The 15,810-nt window shown below is 70.9% G+C and carries 13 protein-coding genes and 1 pseudogene; 10 read left to right on the plus strand and 4 right to left on the minus strand.

The window, feature by feature from the left end; genetic code table 11:
- Window positions 1–18: 18 nt before the first annotated feature.
- Entirely contained in the window at window positions 19–3,249 is a 3,231-nt protein-coding gene (locus CLV46_RS12830) for a choice-of-anchor M domain-containing protein (protein ID WP_100365136.1), read from the plus strand.
- A gap of 79 nt (window positions 3,250–3,328) precedes the next feature.
- Window positions 3,329–3,985, plus strand: a complete 657-nt coding sequence (locus CLV46_RS12835) for a hypothetical protein (RefSeq protein ID WP_100365137.1) — start codon at window positions 3,329–3,331, stop codon at window positions 3,983–3,985.
- A 53-nt stretch (window positions 3,986–4,038) separates the two neighbouring features.
- Here CLV46_RS12835 and CLV46_RS12840 read toward each other — a convergent pair whose 3' ends face one another.
- Entirely contained in the window at window positions 4,039–5,133 is a 1,095-nt protein-coding gene (locus CLV46_RS12840; RefSeq protein ID WP_157802325.1) for an MFS transporter, read from the minus strand.
- 73 nt (window positions 5,134–5,206) lie between these two features.
- Here CLV46_RS12840 and serC point away from each other — a divergent pair, with 73 nt between their 5' ends.
- Both serC and CLV46_RS17000 read left to right on the plus strand, forming a co-directional pair.
- Window positions 5,207–6,319 carry a phosphoserine transaminase gene (serC, locus tag CLV46_RS12845; protein ID WP_100365139.1) on the plus strand — a complete coding sequence of 371 codons (1,113 nt, stop codon included), beginning with the start codon at window positions 5,207–5,209 and terminating at the stop codon, window positions 6,317–6,319.
- 2 nt (window positions 6,320–6,321) lie between these two features.
- Window positions 6,322–6,468 (plus strand): annotated as a pseudogene (locus tag CLV46_RS17000) (DUF2530 domain-containing protein); the annotation flags it as partial.
- On the opposite strand, the gene CLV46_RS12855 reads toward CLV46_RS17000, so the two are convergent.
- A complete protein-coding gene (locus tag CLV46_RS12855; RefSeq protein WP_157802326.1) occupies window positions 6,427–7,164 on the minus strand; it encodes a DUF3027 domain-containing protein in 738 nt (245 codons plus the stop codon). The pseudogene CLV46_RS17000 and the gene CLV46_RS12855 sit on opposite strands and share 42 nt — an antisense overlap.
- On the minus strand, window positions 7,157–7,537 hold the full coding sequence (locus CLV46_RS12860) for a cold-shock protein (RefSeq protein ID WP_100365141.1): 381 nt from the start codon (window positions 7,535–7,537) through the stop codon (window positions 7,157–7,159). Before CLV46_RS12860 ends, CLV46_RS12855 begins: the two co-directional genes overlap by 8 nt.
- A 72-nt stretch (window positions 7,538–7,609) precedes the next feature.
- On the opposite strand from CLV46_RS12860, the gene CLV46_RS16720 reads away from it, so the two are divergent.
- From CLV46_RS16720 to CLV46_RS12890, 6 genes are all read left to right on the plus strand, one after another.
- The gene (locus CLV46_RS16720) at window positions 7,610–7,882 is read left to right on the plus strand and encodes a multidrug ABC transporter ATPase (protein WP_157802327.1); all 273 of its coding nucleotides are present in this window, start codon (window positions 7,610–7,612) and stop codon (window positions 7,880–7,882) included.
- A gap of 37 nt (window positions 7,883–7,919) precedes the next feature.
- Window positions 7,920–9,719: a helicase-associated domain-containing protein gene (locus tag CLV46_RS12870; protein WP_245866832.1), complete on the plus strand. Its 1,800-nt coding sequence runs from the start codon at window positions 7,920–7,922 to the stop codon at window positions 9,717–9,719.
- Between the two features lie 385 nt (window positions 9,720–10,104).
- Window positions 10,105–11,745: a DNA repair helicase XPB gene (locus CLV46_RS12875; RefSeq protein WP_100365144.1), complete on the plus strand. Its 1,641-nt coding sequence runs from the start codon at window positions 10,105–10,107 to the stop codon at window positions 11,743–11,745.
- Between the two features lie 144 nt (window positions 11,746–11,889).
- Entirely contained in the window at window positions 11,890–12,582 is a 693-nt protein-coding gene (locus CLV46_RS12880) for a response regulator transcription factor (RefSeq protein WP_100365145.1), read from the plus strand.
- A gap of 9 nt (window positions 12,583–12,591) precedes the next feature.
- Complete coding sequence (locus CLV46_RS12885) at window positions 12,592–14,304, plus strand: sensor histidine kinase (protein WP_100365146.1); 1,713 nt, start codon at window positions 12,592–12,594, stop codon at window positions 14,302–14,304.
- Window positions 14,305–14,314: 10 nt separating this feature from the next.
- Window positions 14,315–14,605 carry a WXG100 family type VII secretion target gene (locus CLV46_RS12890; RefSeq protein WP_100365147.1) on the plus strand — a complete coding sequence of 97 codons (291 nt, stop codon included), beginning with the start codon at window positions 14,315–14,317 and terminating at the stop codon, window positions 14,603–14,605.
- Here the strand turns inward: CLV46_RS12890 and CLV46_RS12895 are convergent.
- Entirely contained in the window at window positions 14,602–15,738 is a 1,137-nt protein-coding gene (locus CLV46_RS12895) for an NAD(P)/FAD-dependent oxidoreductase (RefSeq protein WP_100365148.1), read from the minus strand. The genes CLV46_RS12890 and CLV46_RS12895 overlap by 4 nt on opposite strands.
- Window positions 15,739–15,810: the final 72 nt, after the last annotated feature.

A 15,810-nucleotide genomic window follows, 5' to 3' on the forward strand; every position in this document is an offset into this window, starting at 1 on the left:
GAAGAAAGGAACACCCCCGTGATCACTTCCACCCGAAGGCGGCGGCCCGCCGCCTTCCTCACCGCCGCGGCGGTCGCGGCAGGAGCACTCCTGCTGCCGGCCCTCCCCGCGGCGGCGGCCGACGGACCCGCGCCCCAGCCGCGCGAGCATCGTCTGCTGCAGGACATCCACACCGACGCGATCTCGACCTTCCTCGAGAACGGGCAGCTGTCGCTCGGCACGAAGGCCGACGTGCCCGAGGGCAACGGCACCCGCTTCGCCGCCGACGATGTGTGGTTCCACGTCGATCACGACGCCCGGATGACGGCCCCGGCCGGCATCGAGTTCGTCGCGCCCGCCGGCGCGGAGATCTGGCTCGCGCCCATGACCCAGAACCCGGAGACGATCTGGCCGGGCTTCTCGACGGAGTCGGTGCCGAACAACGCGATCGACGGCAACAACACCACCTTCCGCCTCGTCGACGTCGAGGGACCGGGCAAGTTCGAGCTGTTCACGTTCGGCTCCTTCGGCCAGCCCAACCGCCTGTGGTCGTCGACCGAGGACCTGAAGTCGTTCACCGTGCAGCGCACCCACATGCACGCGAACTGGGCGTTCACGGCGCCGGGCATCTACCGGATCACGATCGAGGGGTTGGTGACCATCGGCGGCATCCCGTCGACGTCGACCGCGACGTACACCTTCGTGGTGGGCGACGCGCCGGTGCTGGCGGAGACCTCGGTCGCGCTCGAGACGTCCGCGACGGACCTCGTGCTCGGCGATCCCCTCACCCTCGACGCGACGGTCGAACCGGCCGCCGTCGACGGGTTCGTGGAGTTCCGCGCCGGCGGGAGCGTGATCGGCCACGAGCGCGTGGCCGACGGACGCGCGAGTCTCACCGTGCCGCAGCTCGGCGTCGGAGTGCACGCGATCACCGCGGCGTTCGTGCCGGAGACCCTGAACCTCGCCACCGCATCCGTGTCGGCGCCCGTGCAGGTCACGGTCACCGAAGAGGCGGGCGGCGACGTCTTCGCCATTCGCGGCATCGCCGAGGCGTACGCGCCCGGCGGCCTGCTGACCGCCCGCGTCGTGGGCGCCACCCTCGACCAGGGTGAGGAGTTCGAATGGCTCATACGTCCGATCGGCGCCTCCCATGGCGGCGACCCCGTCACCGGCACGGGAACCGACGCTTCCGCGGGGCGACTGGAGCTCCCGGTCGACATCTCGCACGACGGTTTCGAGCTCAGCGTGCGGCTCCTCTCCGGCGACCCCGTCGAGCAGCAGACCGTGTGGGTGCCCATCGAGGTGACCCCGGCGGCTCAGGCCGTCACGGCGGTGCTGGAGACGGCGACCCCGACGTACCTCGGCGACCCGTCCGTGCTCGCCATCGACGGTGCACCCGGGGAGGGCGAGAGTCTGCAGCTCGTGTTGAGTTACGGCGGCTTGTGGTACCCCACACCCGACGGCGTGAGGGTCGAGGGCTCGCGCATCGTCGTCGACAGCCCGTTCGCCTTCACGGGTGAGTGGGCGGTGCAGACCGTGCGCGACGGCGTCGCGGTCGCCCAGTCCGCTCCGATCGCGGTCGAGGTGCGCGAGCGCGAGGTTCTGATCGCCGGCGTGCAGGGCGTCTACCGCGACGGGGCGACGCTCCGCGCCACCGGCGAGGTGTACCCGCAGCGGGACGACCTCTACTACGTGTGGCAGTACATGAACCTGAACACCGATCCGTGGACGAACCGCATCGTGAAGGAGGGCTCCGGTGCCGAGGCGCTGAGCGTCGAGATGCCGCTCACCGTCGCTGACGACGACGGGATGCTGTTCCTCATCGCCCACGTGGGCGACGCGGCCGGGCCGATGGTCGGGCAGACCAACGTGCCGGTGCTCGTCTCCGACGCCGACCCCGACACCCAGCTGTTCTTCTTCCAGGGTCTGAGCGGTCACTACCACCAGGGCGGCGCGATCGACCTCGTGCTCGCCGCCGACCCCGCCCTCGCGGAGGGCGACACGGTGGCGTGGGACTGGCGCTGGCCCGGACAGGAGTGGACCACGGTGCCCGGCGCCTCGGGCCTCAAGCACCGCCTCACCGCGGAGCAGGCACTCGACGGCGTCGAGGTGCGGGCGACGCTCGCGTTCGCGGGCGGAGGTGAGCCGATCGTCGCCGAGCCGGTGACGATCCACGTCGACGACCACGGTGCCGCGCCGCGGCAGAAGCTGAGCATCACCGGTCTCGCCGAGCAGTACACCGCCGGTGACGAGGTGACTCTCGATGCGACCGTGACTCCCGCATCCGTCATCGACCGGTACGACTGGTTCGTGCAGCGCGCGGGCGAGAGCACCCCGATGCTGGTCGAGGACCAGCACGACTCGACGCTCACCTTCGCCGCGACCGAGGATCTCGACGGGGCCGCGGTCTTCGCCCGGCTGACCCTGCCCGACGGCACGCCGTACGTGGAGTCGACCCCGGTGTCGCTGAACATCGTCGAGGCGCCGCCGGTCGAGACCGAGATCACCGTCTCGGGCCTCGAGGAGTCGTACACGGCCGGGGACGCACTCACCCTGACCGCCGCGCAGGATCCGGACACCGGCGAGGACCACTGGCACTGGTTCATCCGTGCCGCGGGCTCCGAGGAGTTCGTGGTCATCCCCGGCCAGGCGACCGCCACCCTCACCCGCACGGTGTCGGAGGCGGACGACGGGGCCGCGATCATCGCGCGGCTCTACGGCCACGATCACGCCGTGATCGGCGAATCGGAGCCGGTCGTGCTGAACGTCGAGCCCGTCGACCCGGGTCCGGGCCCGGGTGAGCCCGGTCCCGACGCGAAGCCGACCGGTGCTCCCGCACCGCGCACGGCGGCGGACGTCGACGGATACGCGGAAGGCGGGCTCGCGCTCGACTCCGCCACGGTGAAGCAGGGTCAGGTGCTCACGGTCGGGCTCGGCGAGGAGCGCGCGGGCGAGTGGACGGCCGCGTGGCTGCTCTCCACCCCGACGCTGCTCGGCGGCGACTGGGCGCAGGCCGACTCGGCCGGGGCGCTCACCGTGCGCATCCCCGAGGACGCGGAGGTCGGGGCACACCGCCTCGCGGTGTTCGATGCCGAGGGTGAGCTCGTCGGGTGGGCGTCCCTCACCGTCACGGCCGCCGACGGCACGGTGCCCACCGGCACGCTCGCGCAGACCGGCGGCGAGCTCCGCCCGGAACTGCTCGTGCTCCCGCTGCTGTTCGGGGTCATCGGCACGCTGCTGCTGCTGCGCCGCCGCGCCAGCACGCGGTAAGGCACACGACGACGGGGCGGCCGGGTACTCCGGCCGCCCCGTTCTCGCGCCTGAGCGTGGGCACTCCTAGACTCCGAGCATGGTCGCCCCCGCCGCTCCCCGCGCAGCGGATGCGCGACTCACGTGGATCGTCGGCGGTTCGCTGCTCCTCGCCACCGTCGTTATCGAGGCCGTGCTCATGTCGGTGCCGATGGGATTCTCCGCGGTCGCCGCCACGACCTCCTCGGCCGCCTTCTCTGCCGCGCTCCTCGTCTTCGCCTTCGGCATCCGCCGCGCGGGCAGCGTCACCCACCGCCGCCCGCTCGGAACGACGGCGATCACCGTGCTGGCCCTATGGACGCTGCTCTCCCCGCTGCTGAGCGAGCTGCTCTACACGCCGGGACCCGATTCGCCCGCGCTCTTCGCCTACGGCTACGCCGACGCCCTCATCCAGGCGCTCGCCTCGCTCATCGCGGTCGCGCAGATCGGGCGCATCGGCGTCATCCCCCACCCGTGGCGGTGGGCACCGGCGTGGGTGCTCGCCGCGACGGCCGTGCCGACTCTGCTCACGCAGACGTTCGTGTTCGGCGACGCGTTCCGCGATCCCGGGCTGCTGTCCGCTGTCGTCGCCCTCCAGGGCCTCGTGCATGTCGGCGGCACGATCTTACTCGGCGTGCTCGCGCTCGTGCTTGCCGAGCGCATGCGCCGGCCGCGCACGGTGCCGGTGTTCCGCGGTCAGGACAGCAGCGCCTCGTAGGGAGCCGTCGGCACGACGCCGTCGCGTTCACGGAGGAGCCGGCCGTCGAGCGCTCAGAGCGCGAGCATGCCGAACATCAGCATCGTGAACGGCGCAAGGATCATGAGCGGCACCCCGACTCCCGCGATGACGGCGGTCCGCCGCTTGCGGGTGCCCATCCGGCGACCCGACTCGTCGACCAGGTTCAGCTGCGCGTCGCCGACGCGGCTGTCGCGGTAGCGCGACGCCTGCTTCGTCAGCTCTGCCGCGGTGCGCTCGACCAGCAGGAACGCGCGTCGCACATCGGCGGAGAACAGAAGGGCCGGGAACGAGTTGATCGGGAAACGGAAGAAGAGTCGGTCATCGAGCACCTCCGCCCCGAACTGCGCCGCACCGGCGTCATCGAGCATCGCCGCCATGACGTCGGGTGTGAACAGGTAGAGGGCGTCCCGCTCGTAGCCGGGCGGGCAGAGCAGGGTGAACGTGCGATCGAACTCGAGCCCCATCGAATAGCGCGCACCGTGGTCGAGATCGGAGTCGTCGACATCCTCGCGGCGCAGCAGGGCGATGTGCGGCAGACGGCGCGGCAACGGCACCGCGACGTACCAGCCGTACTCGAGCGTCACCGGGTACGGGGTCTCGGTCGTGGGTCGGAAGTCCGCCGGAACCGGGCGGTGGAAGAAGCGGTAGCCGATCTCGAACGGCGGGAGCGGTGAGTCGGGCGCCGGGTGCAGCCGGTGGCGGACCCGCTGCGTCATGCCCTCCTGCCCGGCCGGGGCGGGAAGCTCGCCCTCCTCGATCGTCTGCGGCCGGTAGTCGAAGGCGTTCGCTTCGGCGAATCGGCCGAGCTTGCCGGCCGCGTCGATCATGGGCCGTCCATGGAGGCGGTTCCACACGAGGAAGGCCAGCATCGGCCCGACGAACGCGGCGAGCGCCAGCACACCGCACACCGCGAAGAAGAGGCGCTGCGAGTCGCTGTCCGCCACGAACAAGCCGACGGGCGCGAACACCACGACCGCTCCCGCGGCGAACATGAGCACGATGAGCGCCGTCCCGAGTCGGCTCGGGAACGGGCGGGTCAGACGTCGGAAGGTCGCCCGACCTGTCTCGAGCGCCGAGAAGTCGACATCCCGGAACAGTCGCAGCTCCGGCTCGCGTGGCATCCGCACGCTCCGACTGTAGGGATGAGCTGCGCTCCGCTCGACTTCGACGCGCACCCCCGGACGCAAATAGACTCCCCGCATGCCCACGGTCACCATCCCCAGTGAGTTGCTGCCCGCCGACGGCCGATTCGGCTGCGGACCGTCGAAGGTGCGCCAGGCGCAGCTCGACTGGCTCGCGTCGGAGGGCGCCCGCATCATGGGCACCTCGCACCGGCAGGCACCGGTGAAGCAGCTCGTCGCACGTGTGCGCTCGGGCCTCACCGAGCTCTTCCGCCTGCCCGACGGCTACGAGATCATCCTCGGCAACGGCGGATCGACCGCGTTCTGGGAGGCCGCCGCGTTCGGACTCATCGAACGCCGCAGCGAGAACCTCACCTTCGGCGAGTTCGGCGCCAAGTTCGCCGCCGCCGCGAACGCGCCATGGCTGCAGGCCCCCAAGGTGATCGACGCGCCGGGCGGATCCCGCAGCGAGGTCGAGGTCATCAGCGGCGTCGACGTGTACGCCTGGCCGCACAACGAGACCTCCACGGGCGTGATGGCGCCGGTGAAGCGGGTGCACGGCGACGAGGGTGCGCTCACCGTCATCGACGCGACGAGCGCCGCCGGCGGAGTGGACGTCGACCTCACCGAGAGCGACGTCTACTACTTCGCGCCGCAGAAGAACTTCGCGAGCGACGGCGGCCTCTGGTTCGCCGCCGTGAGTCCGGCCGCGATCGAGCGGATCGAGCGGATCGCCGCATCCGACCGTTACATCCCCGAGTTCCTGAGCCTCCAGAACGCGCTCGACAACTCTCGCCTCGAGCAGACCCTCAACACCCCCGCGCTCGGCACGCTGCTGCTGCTCGAGAACCAGCTCGACTGGATGAACGGCAACGGCGGACTCGCCTGGGCGGACGCCCGCACGAAGGAGTCGTCGAACGCGCTGTACGAATGGGCGGATGCCTCGAACTACGCGACCCCGTTCGTCGCGAACCCGGAGCACCGCTCGCAGGTCGTCGTCACGATCGACTTCGACGACGCGATCGACGCGAAGACGGTCGCCTCGACGCTGCGCGAGAACGGTGTCGTCGACGTCGAGCCGTACCGCAAGCTCGGCCGCAACCAGCTGCGCGTCGCGACGTTCGTGGCGATCGAGCCGGACGACATCCGTCAGCTCATCCGCAGCATCGAGTTCGTGGTCGATAGCCTGTAGCAATGCGACTGTGGCTCAAGGACTCGGAGCGCCGCCCCGATCCGGAGCCGGTGAACACGGATGACCGGCGAGCGCTGCTCGCCGGCACCGCACTCTGGCTGGTCGCCCTAGTCGTCGTTCTTGCGGCGCCGGCGCTGACGGCGGACGGGCGCGGCTGGTTCGTCTGGACCTGCATCGTCGGCCTCGCGCTCGGGCTGCTCGGCCTGCTCTACGCCCAGCTCACCCGCCGCTGACCCCTCGACGGCGACATCCGCGTCGTCGTCCTCGTCGTCGTCGTCCGACTCGTCGTCGTCGTCGTCGTGCTCGTCGTCGTCGTCGTGCTCGTCGCCCGTGACGGCGAGCTCCGGATCGACGCCGTCGTACACGTCGTCGCCCAGGTCGTCCGCCTCGTCGGCGTCCGCGTCGAGCTCGTCGTGCTCGTCGTCGTCATCATCGTCGTCGTCCGACTCGTCGTCCTCGGCTTCCGCGGCGGCGGCCGCGGCAGCGGCCTGGGCCGCCTGCCACTCCTCGAGACGCTCCGACCACGGCAGCCACTCCGGCGCGAGCAGCGAGCCCTCGCCGGGCATGAGCTCGGACTCCATCACGGTCGGTTCGGCGTCGCCGACGGTCGCGATGCTGACGGTCCACTTCCATCCGGGGTACCCGGGCAGGGTCGACTCGAACAGCACGGAGACGACGCCGTCGCCCTCGTCGAGCGTGCGCACGTACGGACCGATGTTGCGGGCGTCCGTGTTCTCGAGCAGCGCCTCGCGGGCGAGCGCCGTGATGCTGTCGTTCGTGGGCGCGAGTCGGGGTTCCGGGGTCGGTTCCGTCGCGGAGACGTCCGCCTCGGCCGGCTCAGACATCCAGCTCGTCGGCCACTCGGCGCAGCAGGGCCGCGATCTTGCGGCTGTGCGCGTTGTCGGGGTACCGGCCGCGCTTGAGGTTGCCGCCGATGCCGTCGAGGAGCTTCACCAGGTCTTCGACGATGATCGCCATGTCGTCCGCGGGCTTGCGGTTCATCTTCACCACGCTCGGCGGCGACTCGACGATGCGTGCGGAGAGCGCCTGAACGCCGCGCTTGCCGTCGACGATCCCGAACTCGAGCTTCGTACCGGCCTTCACCTTCGCCCCCGCGGGCAGCGCCGAGGCGTGCAGGAAGACCTCCTGGCCGTCGTCGCTGCTGACGAAGCCGAAGCCCTTGTCTTCGTCGTAGAACTTCACTCTGCCGGTGGGCATGGCAAACACCTCTTGTGATCTCGGTAACTCTCGATTGTAAGGGGCGGGGCCTTCGGGCCGTATCCTGGAGGAATGAGCACCCCGAGCCCGGTCACCGCGCATCGTGCCGAGCGTGTGCTCGCGTACATGATCGCGGCCATCGTCGCGCTCTCGCTCATCTGCTTCATCGCGATCATCGTCGCGACCGCGGCGGGCATGCAGCAGACGCTCCTCAGCGGCGGCATCTGGAGCATCATCGCCGTGCTGCCGATGATCGGACTCCCCTTCGCCTTCGTGCTCATCATCGTGCTGCTGCTGGTGAGCCTCACCCGACGCAGCCGGGCCGCGAAGGATGCCCGTAGCTAGCGGGTCCGCCCTTTCGCTCGCCGGGCGTCTGAGAGCGATGGACGACCAGGCGCTCACCCGGTTGCTGCACGACCGTGAGGTGAAGCCGAACGGCATCCGCGATGTCTTCGATCTGGCGGATGCGCTGCTCGATCGCTCTTCGGTGCAGCAGGCGCTCGCGCGACTCGACCGACCCACCCTCGCCGTGCTCGCCGCGGCGAGCGCCGGAACGCTCGACGACATCGACGACCCCACCCAGAGGCTGCAGCGCCTGCACGGCCTCGCCCTGCTCGACGCCGAACCCGAAGCGCCCGCCACCGCGCCCCTCGTCTACGACTCGGTGAACGAGCAGCTCGATTCCTGGCCGTCGCTCGGCCTGCCCTCACGCGACGACCTCATCTCGGGCAGCGCGCCGGCCGCCCTCGAGTCCGTGTCGACCACGGACCGCCGATTCATCGACCGCGCCGCCGCCGATCACGCGTTCGGCGCGACGACGGCGGTCGCCGAACTGCTCGCGGCGCTCGAGCTGCAGCCCGCGCGCGAGCTGCACCGCGGTGGCATGTCGCTGCCGGATGCGAAGCGCCTCGCGGCGAGCGCCGGCGTCGAACTCGACGCGGTGCCCGCGGTGCGCCGCATCGCCGAGAACGCGCAGCTCGCGCAACTCGCCGGCGGACTCTGGTCGGCCGCGCCCCTCGCCGCCGAGTGGGCCGACCGCGCCACCGCGGCCCGCTGGACCCACCTCGCCTCCGCCTGGCTCGACCGCCTGCCCCCGGAACTGCGCGAGGTGCTCGTCGAGCGTCTCCACGCCGTGTGGGGCGAGGGGTTCGCCGACTACGTCGACTGGTTCTTCCCCGCGGGCGGCGACCGGATGCGCGAGCGCGTCTCCGAGCACCTCGCCGACGCGGAGCGGCTCGGCATCACCGCATCCGGTGCCCCGTCGACGGCGGGCATGCACCTGCTGCGCGGTGAGCCCGCCGAGGCGGAGGCCGCGATGGCGGAGCTGTTCCCCGGCGAGGTCGAGAAGGTCTACCTGCAGCACGACCTCACGATCGTGTCGCCCGGACCCCTGGCCCCGGCGATCGACGCCCGGCTGCGGCGCATCGCCGATGTGGAGTCCCGTTCGCTCGCGTCGAGCTACCGCGTCACCCGGCAGAGCCTCACCCGCGCGCTCGGCGGCGGCGAGACGGCCGAGTCGCTGCGCCGGTTCCTCGCGAGCATCTCGCTCACCGGCATCCCGCAACCGCTCGACTACCTGATCGGCGAGACGAGTTCGCGCTACGGAGCCCTGCGCGTCGGCGCGATCGACCCGTCGGCGGCGACACCGGGCACGGCGGACGCCTCCGCCCGCAGCTACGTGCGCTCCGACGACACCGGGCTGCTGGGCACGGTCGCTGTCGACCAGGAGCTCTCCGCCATCGCGCTCGAACCGGTCGGACCGCACCGCCTCATCAGCCGGTTCCCCGTCGAGGTGGTGCTGTGGAGCCTGCACGACGCCCGCTACCCGGTCGTCGCGGAGGATGCGGAGGGCCGCACGATCGAGATCGAGCGTCCGCGCACCCGGCAGCCGGCCCCGGAACCCACCGACCCGGTCGCGGCGCTGCTCACCCGACTGCGCGACACCCGCACCGTCGAGCCGGAGGAGACCGGTCAGGCGTGGATCGCACGCCAGCTCGAGCAGGCCGTGAAGGCCCGCACGATCGTCGACGTGACGGTGACCCTGCCGAACGGGTCGGAGGCGGTGTACCGCGTCGAGCCGACCGGACTCGCCGGCGGCCGCGTGCGCGGCCGCGACGCGAAGGCCGACATCGAGCGCACGCTGCCCCTCTCCCACATCAGCGCGGTCACCCCGCTCCCCTGACCACCGGTCGCTCAACCCGCCGAAGCGCGGTCGCTGAGCCCGTCGAAGCGCGGTCGCTGAGCTTGTCGAAGCGCGGTCGCTGAGCTTGTCGAAGCGCCCACACGGAGTTCGCTTCGACAGGCTCAGGGAACGCCGCTCGCTGAGCCCGTCGAAGCGCGGTCGCTGAGCAGTTCCGCGGGGCAACTCGCATCCGCGGTAGGAAATACCGGCGCGGATGAGACTTATGCCGCGAAAGCGCCGCGCGGGGTTCCCTTCGACAGGCTCAGGGAACGCCACCGGAATACCCCCACCCGCGCCGGCGTTCGATTCCGAGCGGCAGACGCCTGCCGCGCGACGACGAGCGGGTCGGCGGGCGCGACGTCCGGCTGACCTAGACTGGAAGGTCATGACCGGCGGACCCCTGATCGTGCAGAGCGATCGCACCGTACTGCTCGAGGTGGCGCACCCCGATGCGGAGGACGCGCGCCACGAGCTCGCGGTCTTCGCCGAGCTCGAGCGCGCCCCCGAGCACATGCACACCTACCGCATCACGCGGCTCGGCCTGTGGAACGCGCGCGCCGCCGGACACGAGGCCGCCGACATGATCGGCACGCTCGAGCGCTGGTCGAAGTTCCCGATCCCGCAGTCCGTCGCCGTCGACATCGACGAGACCGTCGGCCGCTACGGCCGCCTCGTGATCGAGCGCGACGACGAGGGAGAACTCGTGCTGCGCAGCACGGATCCCGCGGTGCTCAGCGAGGTCACGCGCAACAAGCGGATCGGACCGCTGCTCGGGGTGCGCCGCACCTCGCAGGTGTGGACGCTCATGCCGTGGGCGCGCGGGCAAGTGAAGCAGGAGCTCGTGAAGATCGGCTGGCCCGCCGATGATCTCGCCGGCTACACCCCCGGCACACCGCATCCGATCGACCTCAAGGAAGACGGCTGGCACCTGCGTGACTACCAGCTGAAGGCGGTCGACAACTTCTTCGAGGGCGGCTCCGGCGTCGTCGTGCTGCCCTGTGGCGCGGGCAAGACGCTCGTCGGCGCGGGCGCGATGGCGAAGGCCGACACGACGACGCTCATCCTCGTCACCAACACCGTCTCGGCGCGCCAGTGGCGCAGCGAGCTCCTCAAGCGCACGAGCCTCACCGAGGACGAGATCGGCGAGTACTCCGGTCAGCTCAAGGAGATCAAGCCGGTCACCATCGCGACGTACCAGATCCTCACGGCGAAACGGAAGGGCGAGTTCGCCCACCTCGCGCTGCTCGACGCGCTCGACTGGGGTCTCGTGGTCTACGACGAGGTGCACCTGCTGCCCGCGCCGGTGTTCAAGCTCACCGCCGAACTGCAGGCGCGACGTCGCCTCGGGCTCACCGCGACCCTCGTGCGCGAAGACGGACGCGAGTCGGATGTGTTCAGCCTGATCGGTCCGAAGCGGTTCGATGCGCCGTGGAAGGAGATCGAGGCCCAGGGCTACATCTCCCCCGCCTCCTGCTACGAGGTGCGGGTCGACCTGCCGCAGCAGGAGCGGCTCGAGTACGCGGCGTCCGCCGACGACGAGCGGTACCGCCTCGCGGCGACCGCGCCGGCGAAGATGCAGGTCGTGCGCGACCTCGTCGAGAAGCACCAGGGCGAGCGCATCCTCGTGATCGGCCAGTATCTCGACCAGATCGAGCAGCTCGCCGAGACCCTCGACGCCCCGCAGCTGACCGGCGCGACGCCGGTGCCGGAGCGCGAGCGCCTGTTCCAGGAGTTCCGCGACGGCGTGACGAAGGTGCTCGTCGTCTCGAAGGTCGCCAACTTCTCGGTCGACCTCCCGGAGGCGACCGTCGCGATCCAGGTGTCCGGCTCGTTCGGCTCCCGGCAGGAGGAGGCTCAGCGCCTCGGCCGGCTGCTGCGTCCGAAGGAGAGCGGGCTGCCGGCGAACTTCTACACGCTCGTCGCGCGAGACACCGTCGACCAGGACTTCGCGCAGAACCGGCAGCGCTTCCTCGCCGAGCAGGGCTACAGCTACACGATCCTCGACTCCGACACGATCGCCGCCTGAGTCGGTCCCAGCCGCCGTCCCCGGAGGCACACAGCGCACTCGGACCCGGCGGGCAGCGCGCCCGCACGCGCCCCGGATGATGCACATCCGCCCCGCTGACACGACATACAGGCGGCGTCCAGCAAGCGTGCAGATACTTGGGGCATGGCTGACGGACCCAAGATTCTCATCGTCGACGACGAGCCCAACATCCGCGACCTCCTCACCACGTCGCTGCGATTCGCCGGCTTCGCCGTGCGCGCCGTGGGGAACGGGGCCGCCGCCATCTCGGCAGTGCTCGAAGAGGAGCCCGACCTCATCATCCTCGACGTGATGCTGCCCGACATGAACGGCTTCGGCGTCACCAAGCGCCTGCGCTCGAGCGGCTACACCTCGCCCATCCTGTTCCTCACCGCGAAGGACGACACCGAGGACAAGATCACCGGCCTCACGGTAGGCGGCGACGACTACGTCACCAAGCCGTTCAGCCTCGACGAGATCGTCGCCCGCATCAAGGCCATCCTGCGCCGCACGATGCAGGACGACGAAGACGCGATCATCCGCGCCGGCGAGCTCACGATGGACCAGGACACCCACGAGGTCACCATCGGCAACGAGCAGGTCGAGCTCAGCCCGACCGAGTTCAAACTGCTGCGCTACCTCATGCTCAACCCCAACCGGGTGCTGTCGAAGGCGCAGATCCTCGATCACGTGTGGGAGTACGACTTCAACGGCGACGCCGGAATCGTGGAGAGTTACATCAGCTACCTGCGGCGTAAGCTCGACCAGTACTCGAGCGAGCCGATCATCCAGACCAAGCGCGGTTTCGGATACATGCTCAAAGCCAACAAGGTCTAACCCTCACCCATGCACCGTCACCTCTCCGCGTGGTGGAACGGGATCTCCCTCCGCACCAAGATCACGGGAGTGACGGTCCTCCTCCTCACGCTCGGCCTGCTCGTCGCGGGCGCGGGCACGATGTCGCTGCTCAACGCGTACCTCCTGCAAGAGGTGGACTCGCGGGTCGCGACGGCGCGTGACTCGCTCGCGAACGAGTCCATCGAGCGCACGAGCGAAGGGTGCAAGGTCAGCACCGGGCCCACGGAGGAGTACTACATCGCGGTGATCTCTGCCGATGGCGACGACGTGCTGTGCGACAACCGCGGAGTCGGACAGCCCGCCCCGGACCTGTCGAAGCTCTCCTTCGAGCGCACCCAGGACTTCGAGGGGCAGGCGTTCACCGCCTACTCCCCCGGCAAGGTCGCGCAGTGGCGGGTGATCGCGAGCGAGGGCCGCATCGCCGGCACCGACGCCGACGTCTCCGTGGTCGTCGGCCTCGACCTCACCAGCACGAACGACGTCGTCGCCCGCTTCGCCGCGATCTTCATGTTCTTCGCCATCGCCGTCGTCGTGCTCGGCGGTGCGCTCACGCGCCTGCTCGTCATGACCACGTTCGCGCCGCTGCGGGATGTGGAGGAGACGGCGGCGCGCTTCGCCGACGGCGACTTCAATCAGCGCATGTCGGGAGCACTCCCGAACACGGAGGTCGGCCGCCTCAACCGCTCCCTCAACGCGATGCTCGCCCGCATCGACCGCGCGTTCGCCGATCGCGCCAAGACGATCGAGCAGATGCGCCGCTTCGTCGGCGACGCGAGCCACGAGCTGCGCACCCCGCTCGTGTCGGTGCGCGGCTACGCCGAGCTCTACCGGATGGGCGCGATCGCCTCCGAGCACGACGTGGCGCAGGCGATGGACCGCATCGAGAAGGAGGCGATCCGCATGTCGGAGCTCGTCTCCGACCTTCTGGAGCTGGCCCGGCTCGACGAGGCGCGCCCGGTCTCCCTCGCCCCCGTCGACCTCGTGCCGATCGCCCACGACGTCGCGCTCGACGCGACCGCCCAGTCCCCCGACCGCACCGTGACGGTGGTGCCGCTCGAGTTCGAGCCGGCCGAGGTCGAGGCCCCGACCGACGACGAGGCGACTCCGGATGCGGACGCCGGCCCGACCCGCCGATTCGGTCTGCGGTCGACCGGGGCGAACGCCACCGGTCCGGTCGTCTTCTCCGGCGAACGCTGGGCCCGCCTGCGCAACCGTCGCGGTCGCCCGCAGAAGCAGGAGGAGGCGCCGCTCGCGCCCCGCACGATCATCGACGACGAGGTGCGGGCGAGCGTCAGCGGCGACGAGAACAAGATCCGCCAGGTCGTGACCAACCTCATGGGCAACGCCATGCGGTACACCCCCGACGGCAGCCCGATCGAGATCGGTGTCGGCGCGGACCGCGAGCGCGGCTACGGCGTCATCGCCGTCATCGACCACGGCCCGGGCATCCCGCCCCAGCTGCGCGAGAAGATCTTCCAGCGCTTCTGGCGCGCCGACAGCTCGCGCACCCGTGAGACCGGCGGCAGCGGCCTCGGACTCGCGATCGTCTCGGCGATCGTCCGGTCGCACAACGGCGTCGTCGAGGTGGACGAGACACCGGGGGGCGGCGCGACCTTCCGCGTGCTGCTGCCCCTCCTCCCCACCGCCGAGCCGTCCCCAACCACACAGTCCACCCCGGCCGGGAGCGTCGCGGGCTCGTAGCGTCGACGGCATGACCCGTTACCACGTCGATGCCGATGCCGTCCTCTCCGTCACCGCCGCCGTCCGCGGCTCGATCAGCCGCATCCAGAGCGAGGTGAGCGGCCTGCACGGTCAGCTCACCAACCTGCAGGGGTCGTGGGGCGGTCAAGCCGCGACCGCCTTCCAGTCGGTCATCACCGACTGGCGCGCCACCCAGCTGCGCGTCGAAGAGAGCCTCGCGCAGATCACCACCGCGCTCGGCCAGGCCGGTCAGCAGTACGCCGACATCGAGTCGGCGAACGCGCGACTGTTCGGCCGCTAGGCGCCGAAGCGCTCCAGGCGGCAGCCGCGGAGTTCGAGCGAATCGACGCCCTCGCTCGCACCGGCGTCACCGTCGCCGGGATGACCGGCGATCTCGTCGGCCACGAGGCGCCCCACCGCGGCGGCGAGAGTGACCCCGGAGTGCATGACACTCACGTACAGGCCCGGCCGACCCGGCACGGCGCCGACGATCGGTTCGCCGTCGATCGGCATCGGCCGCCAACCGATGTCGACCGACACCAGCCTCACGTCGCGGGTGCGGTCGAGCTCCGCACGCAGCCGATCGACGGCCCGCCGGGCGGTGCGGGCGAGATCGTGTTGGGACTGCTCTCCGGTGTACTCGAGCGGCAGGAGCAGCACGCCCTCGCGGTCCTGACGCACCTCGAAGTCCGGGCCCGCCACGATGCCGTGCACGACCCGCCGGGCGCTGCGCGCCCGCACGAGCACCGCCGGGGAGGAGTGCACGGGCACATGGACACCGACCGCGGCGCACAGCGCAGCCGTTCCGACCCCGGCCGCGACGACGACGGTGCCCGCGCGCACGTCGCCGCGCGGGGTACGCACCCCGATCACCAACTCCCCCTCGATAAGCAACCCGGTCACGGGGGTGCCGACGTGCACGCGCGCGCCCCGCGCGACGGCGGCATCGACGAGCGCCTCGGTCGCCGCCACCGGGTCGACCGCGCCGTCCTCCGGCGAATGCACGGCCCCGAGCGGCGGGGTGCGCAGCCCCGGCTCGACGGCCGCGATCGCCGCCGCGTCCAACCATCCGTTCGTCGCTGCCGGCGGCCAGGTGAGCGAACCGGACCACGTGACGTCGAGCTCGGGCACCTCGCTCTCGAGGCGGCGGTATTCGTCGACCGCGATCCGTCGCAGGGGCGCGGAGGGGACATCCGGCACCTCGGTCGCGCCGATCCACGCGAAGGACGCTCCGGTCGCGCCGGATGCAGGGAGACCGGCATCGAAGATCGTCACCGCGAGCCCGCGGGAGGCGAGGTGATACGCGATCGACGCGCCGACGATGCCGGCGCCGACCACGGCGACGTCGACGGGCGCGTCGGAGTGTGCGTGCGAGTCGGCGGGAAGGTGCGAGTCGTCAGGCGCGTCATGGGAGACGGGCGATGAATGAGCCACGGGGAAGACATCCGATTCTGAGCAGGGGGAGACGATCGCCGCGTGAACGCGGAGGGGCCGGAGTCCTGCTAC

The organism is Diaminobutyricimonas aerilata (assembly GCF_002797715.1).
Classification (GTDB): Bacteria; Actinomycetota; Actinomycetes; order Actinomycetales; family Microbacteriaceae; genus Diaminobutyricimonas; species Diaminobutyricimonas aerilata.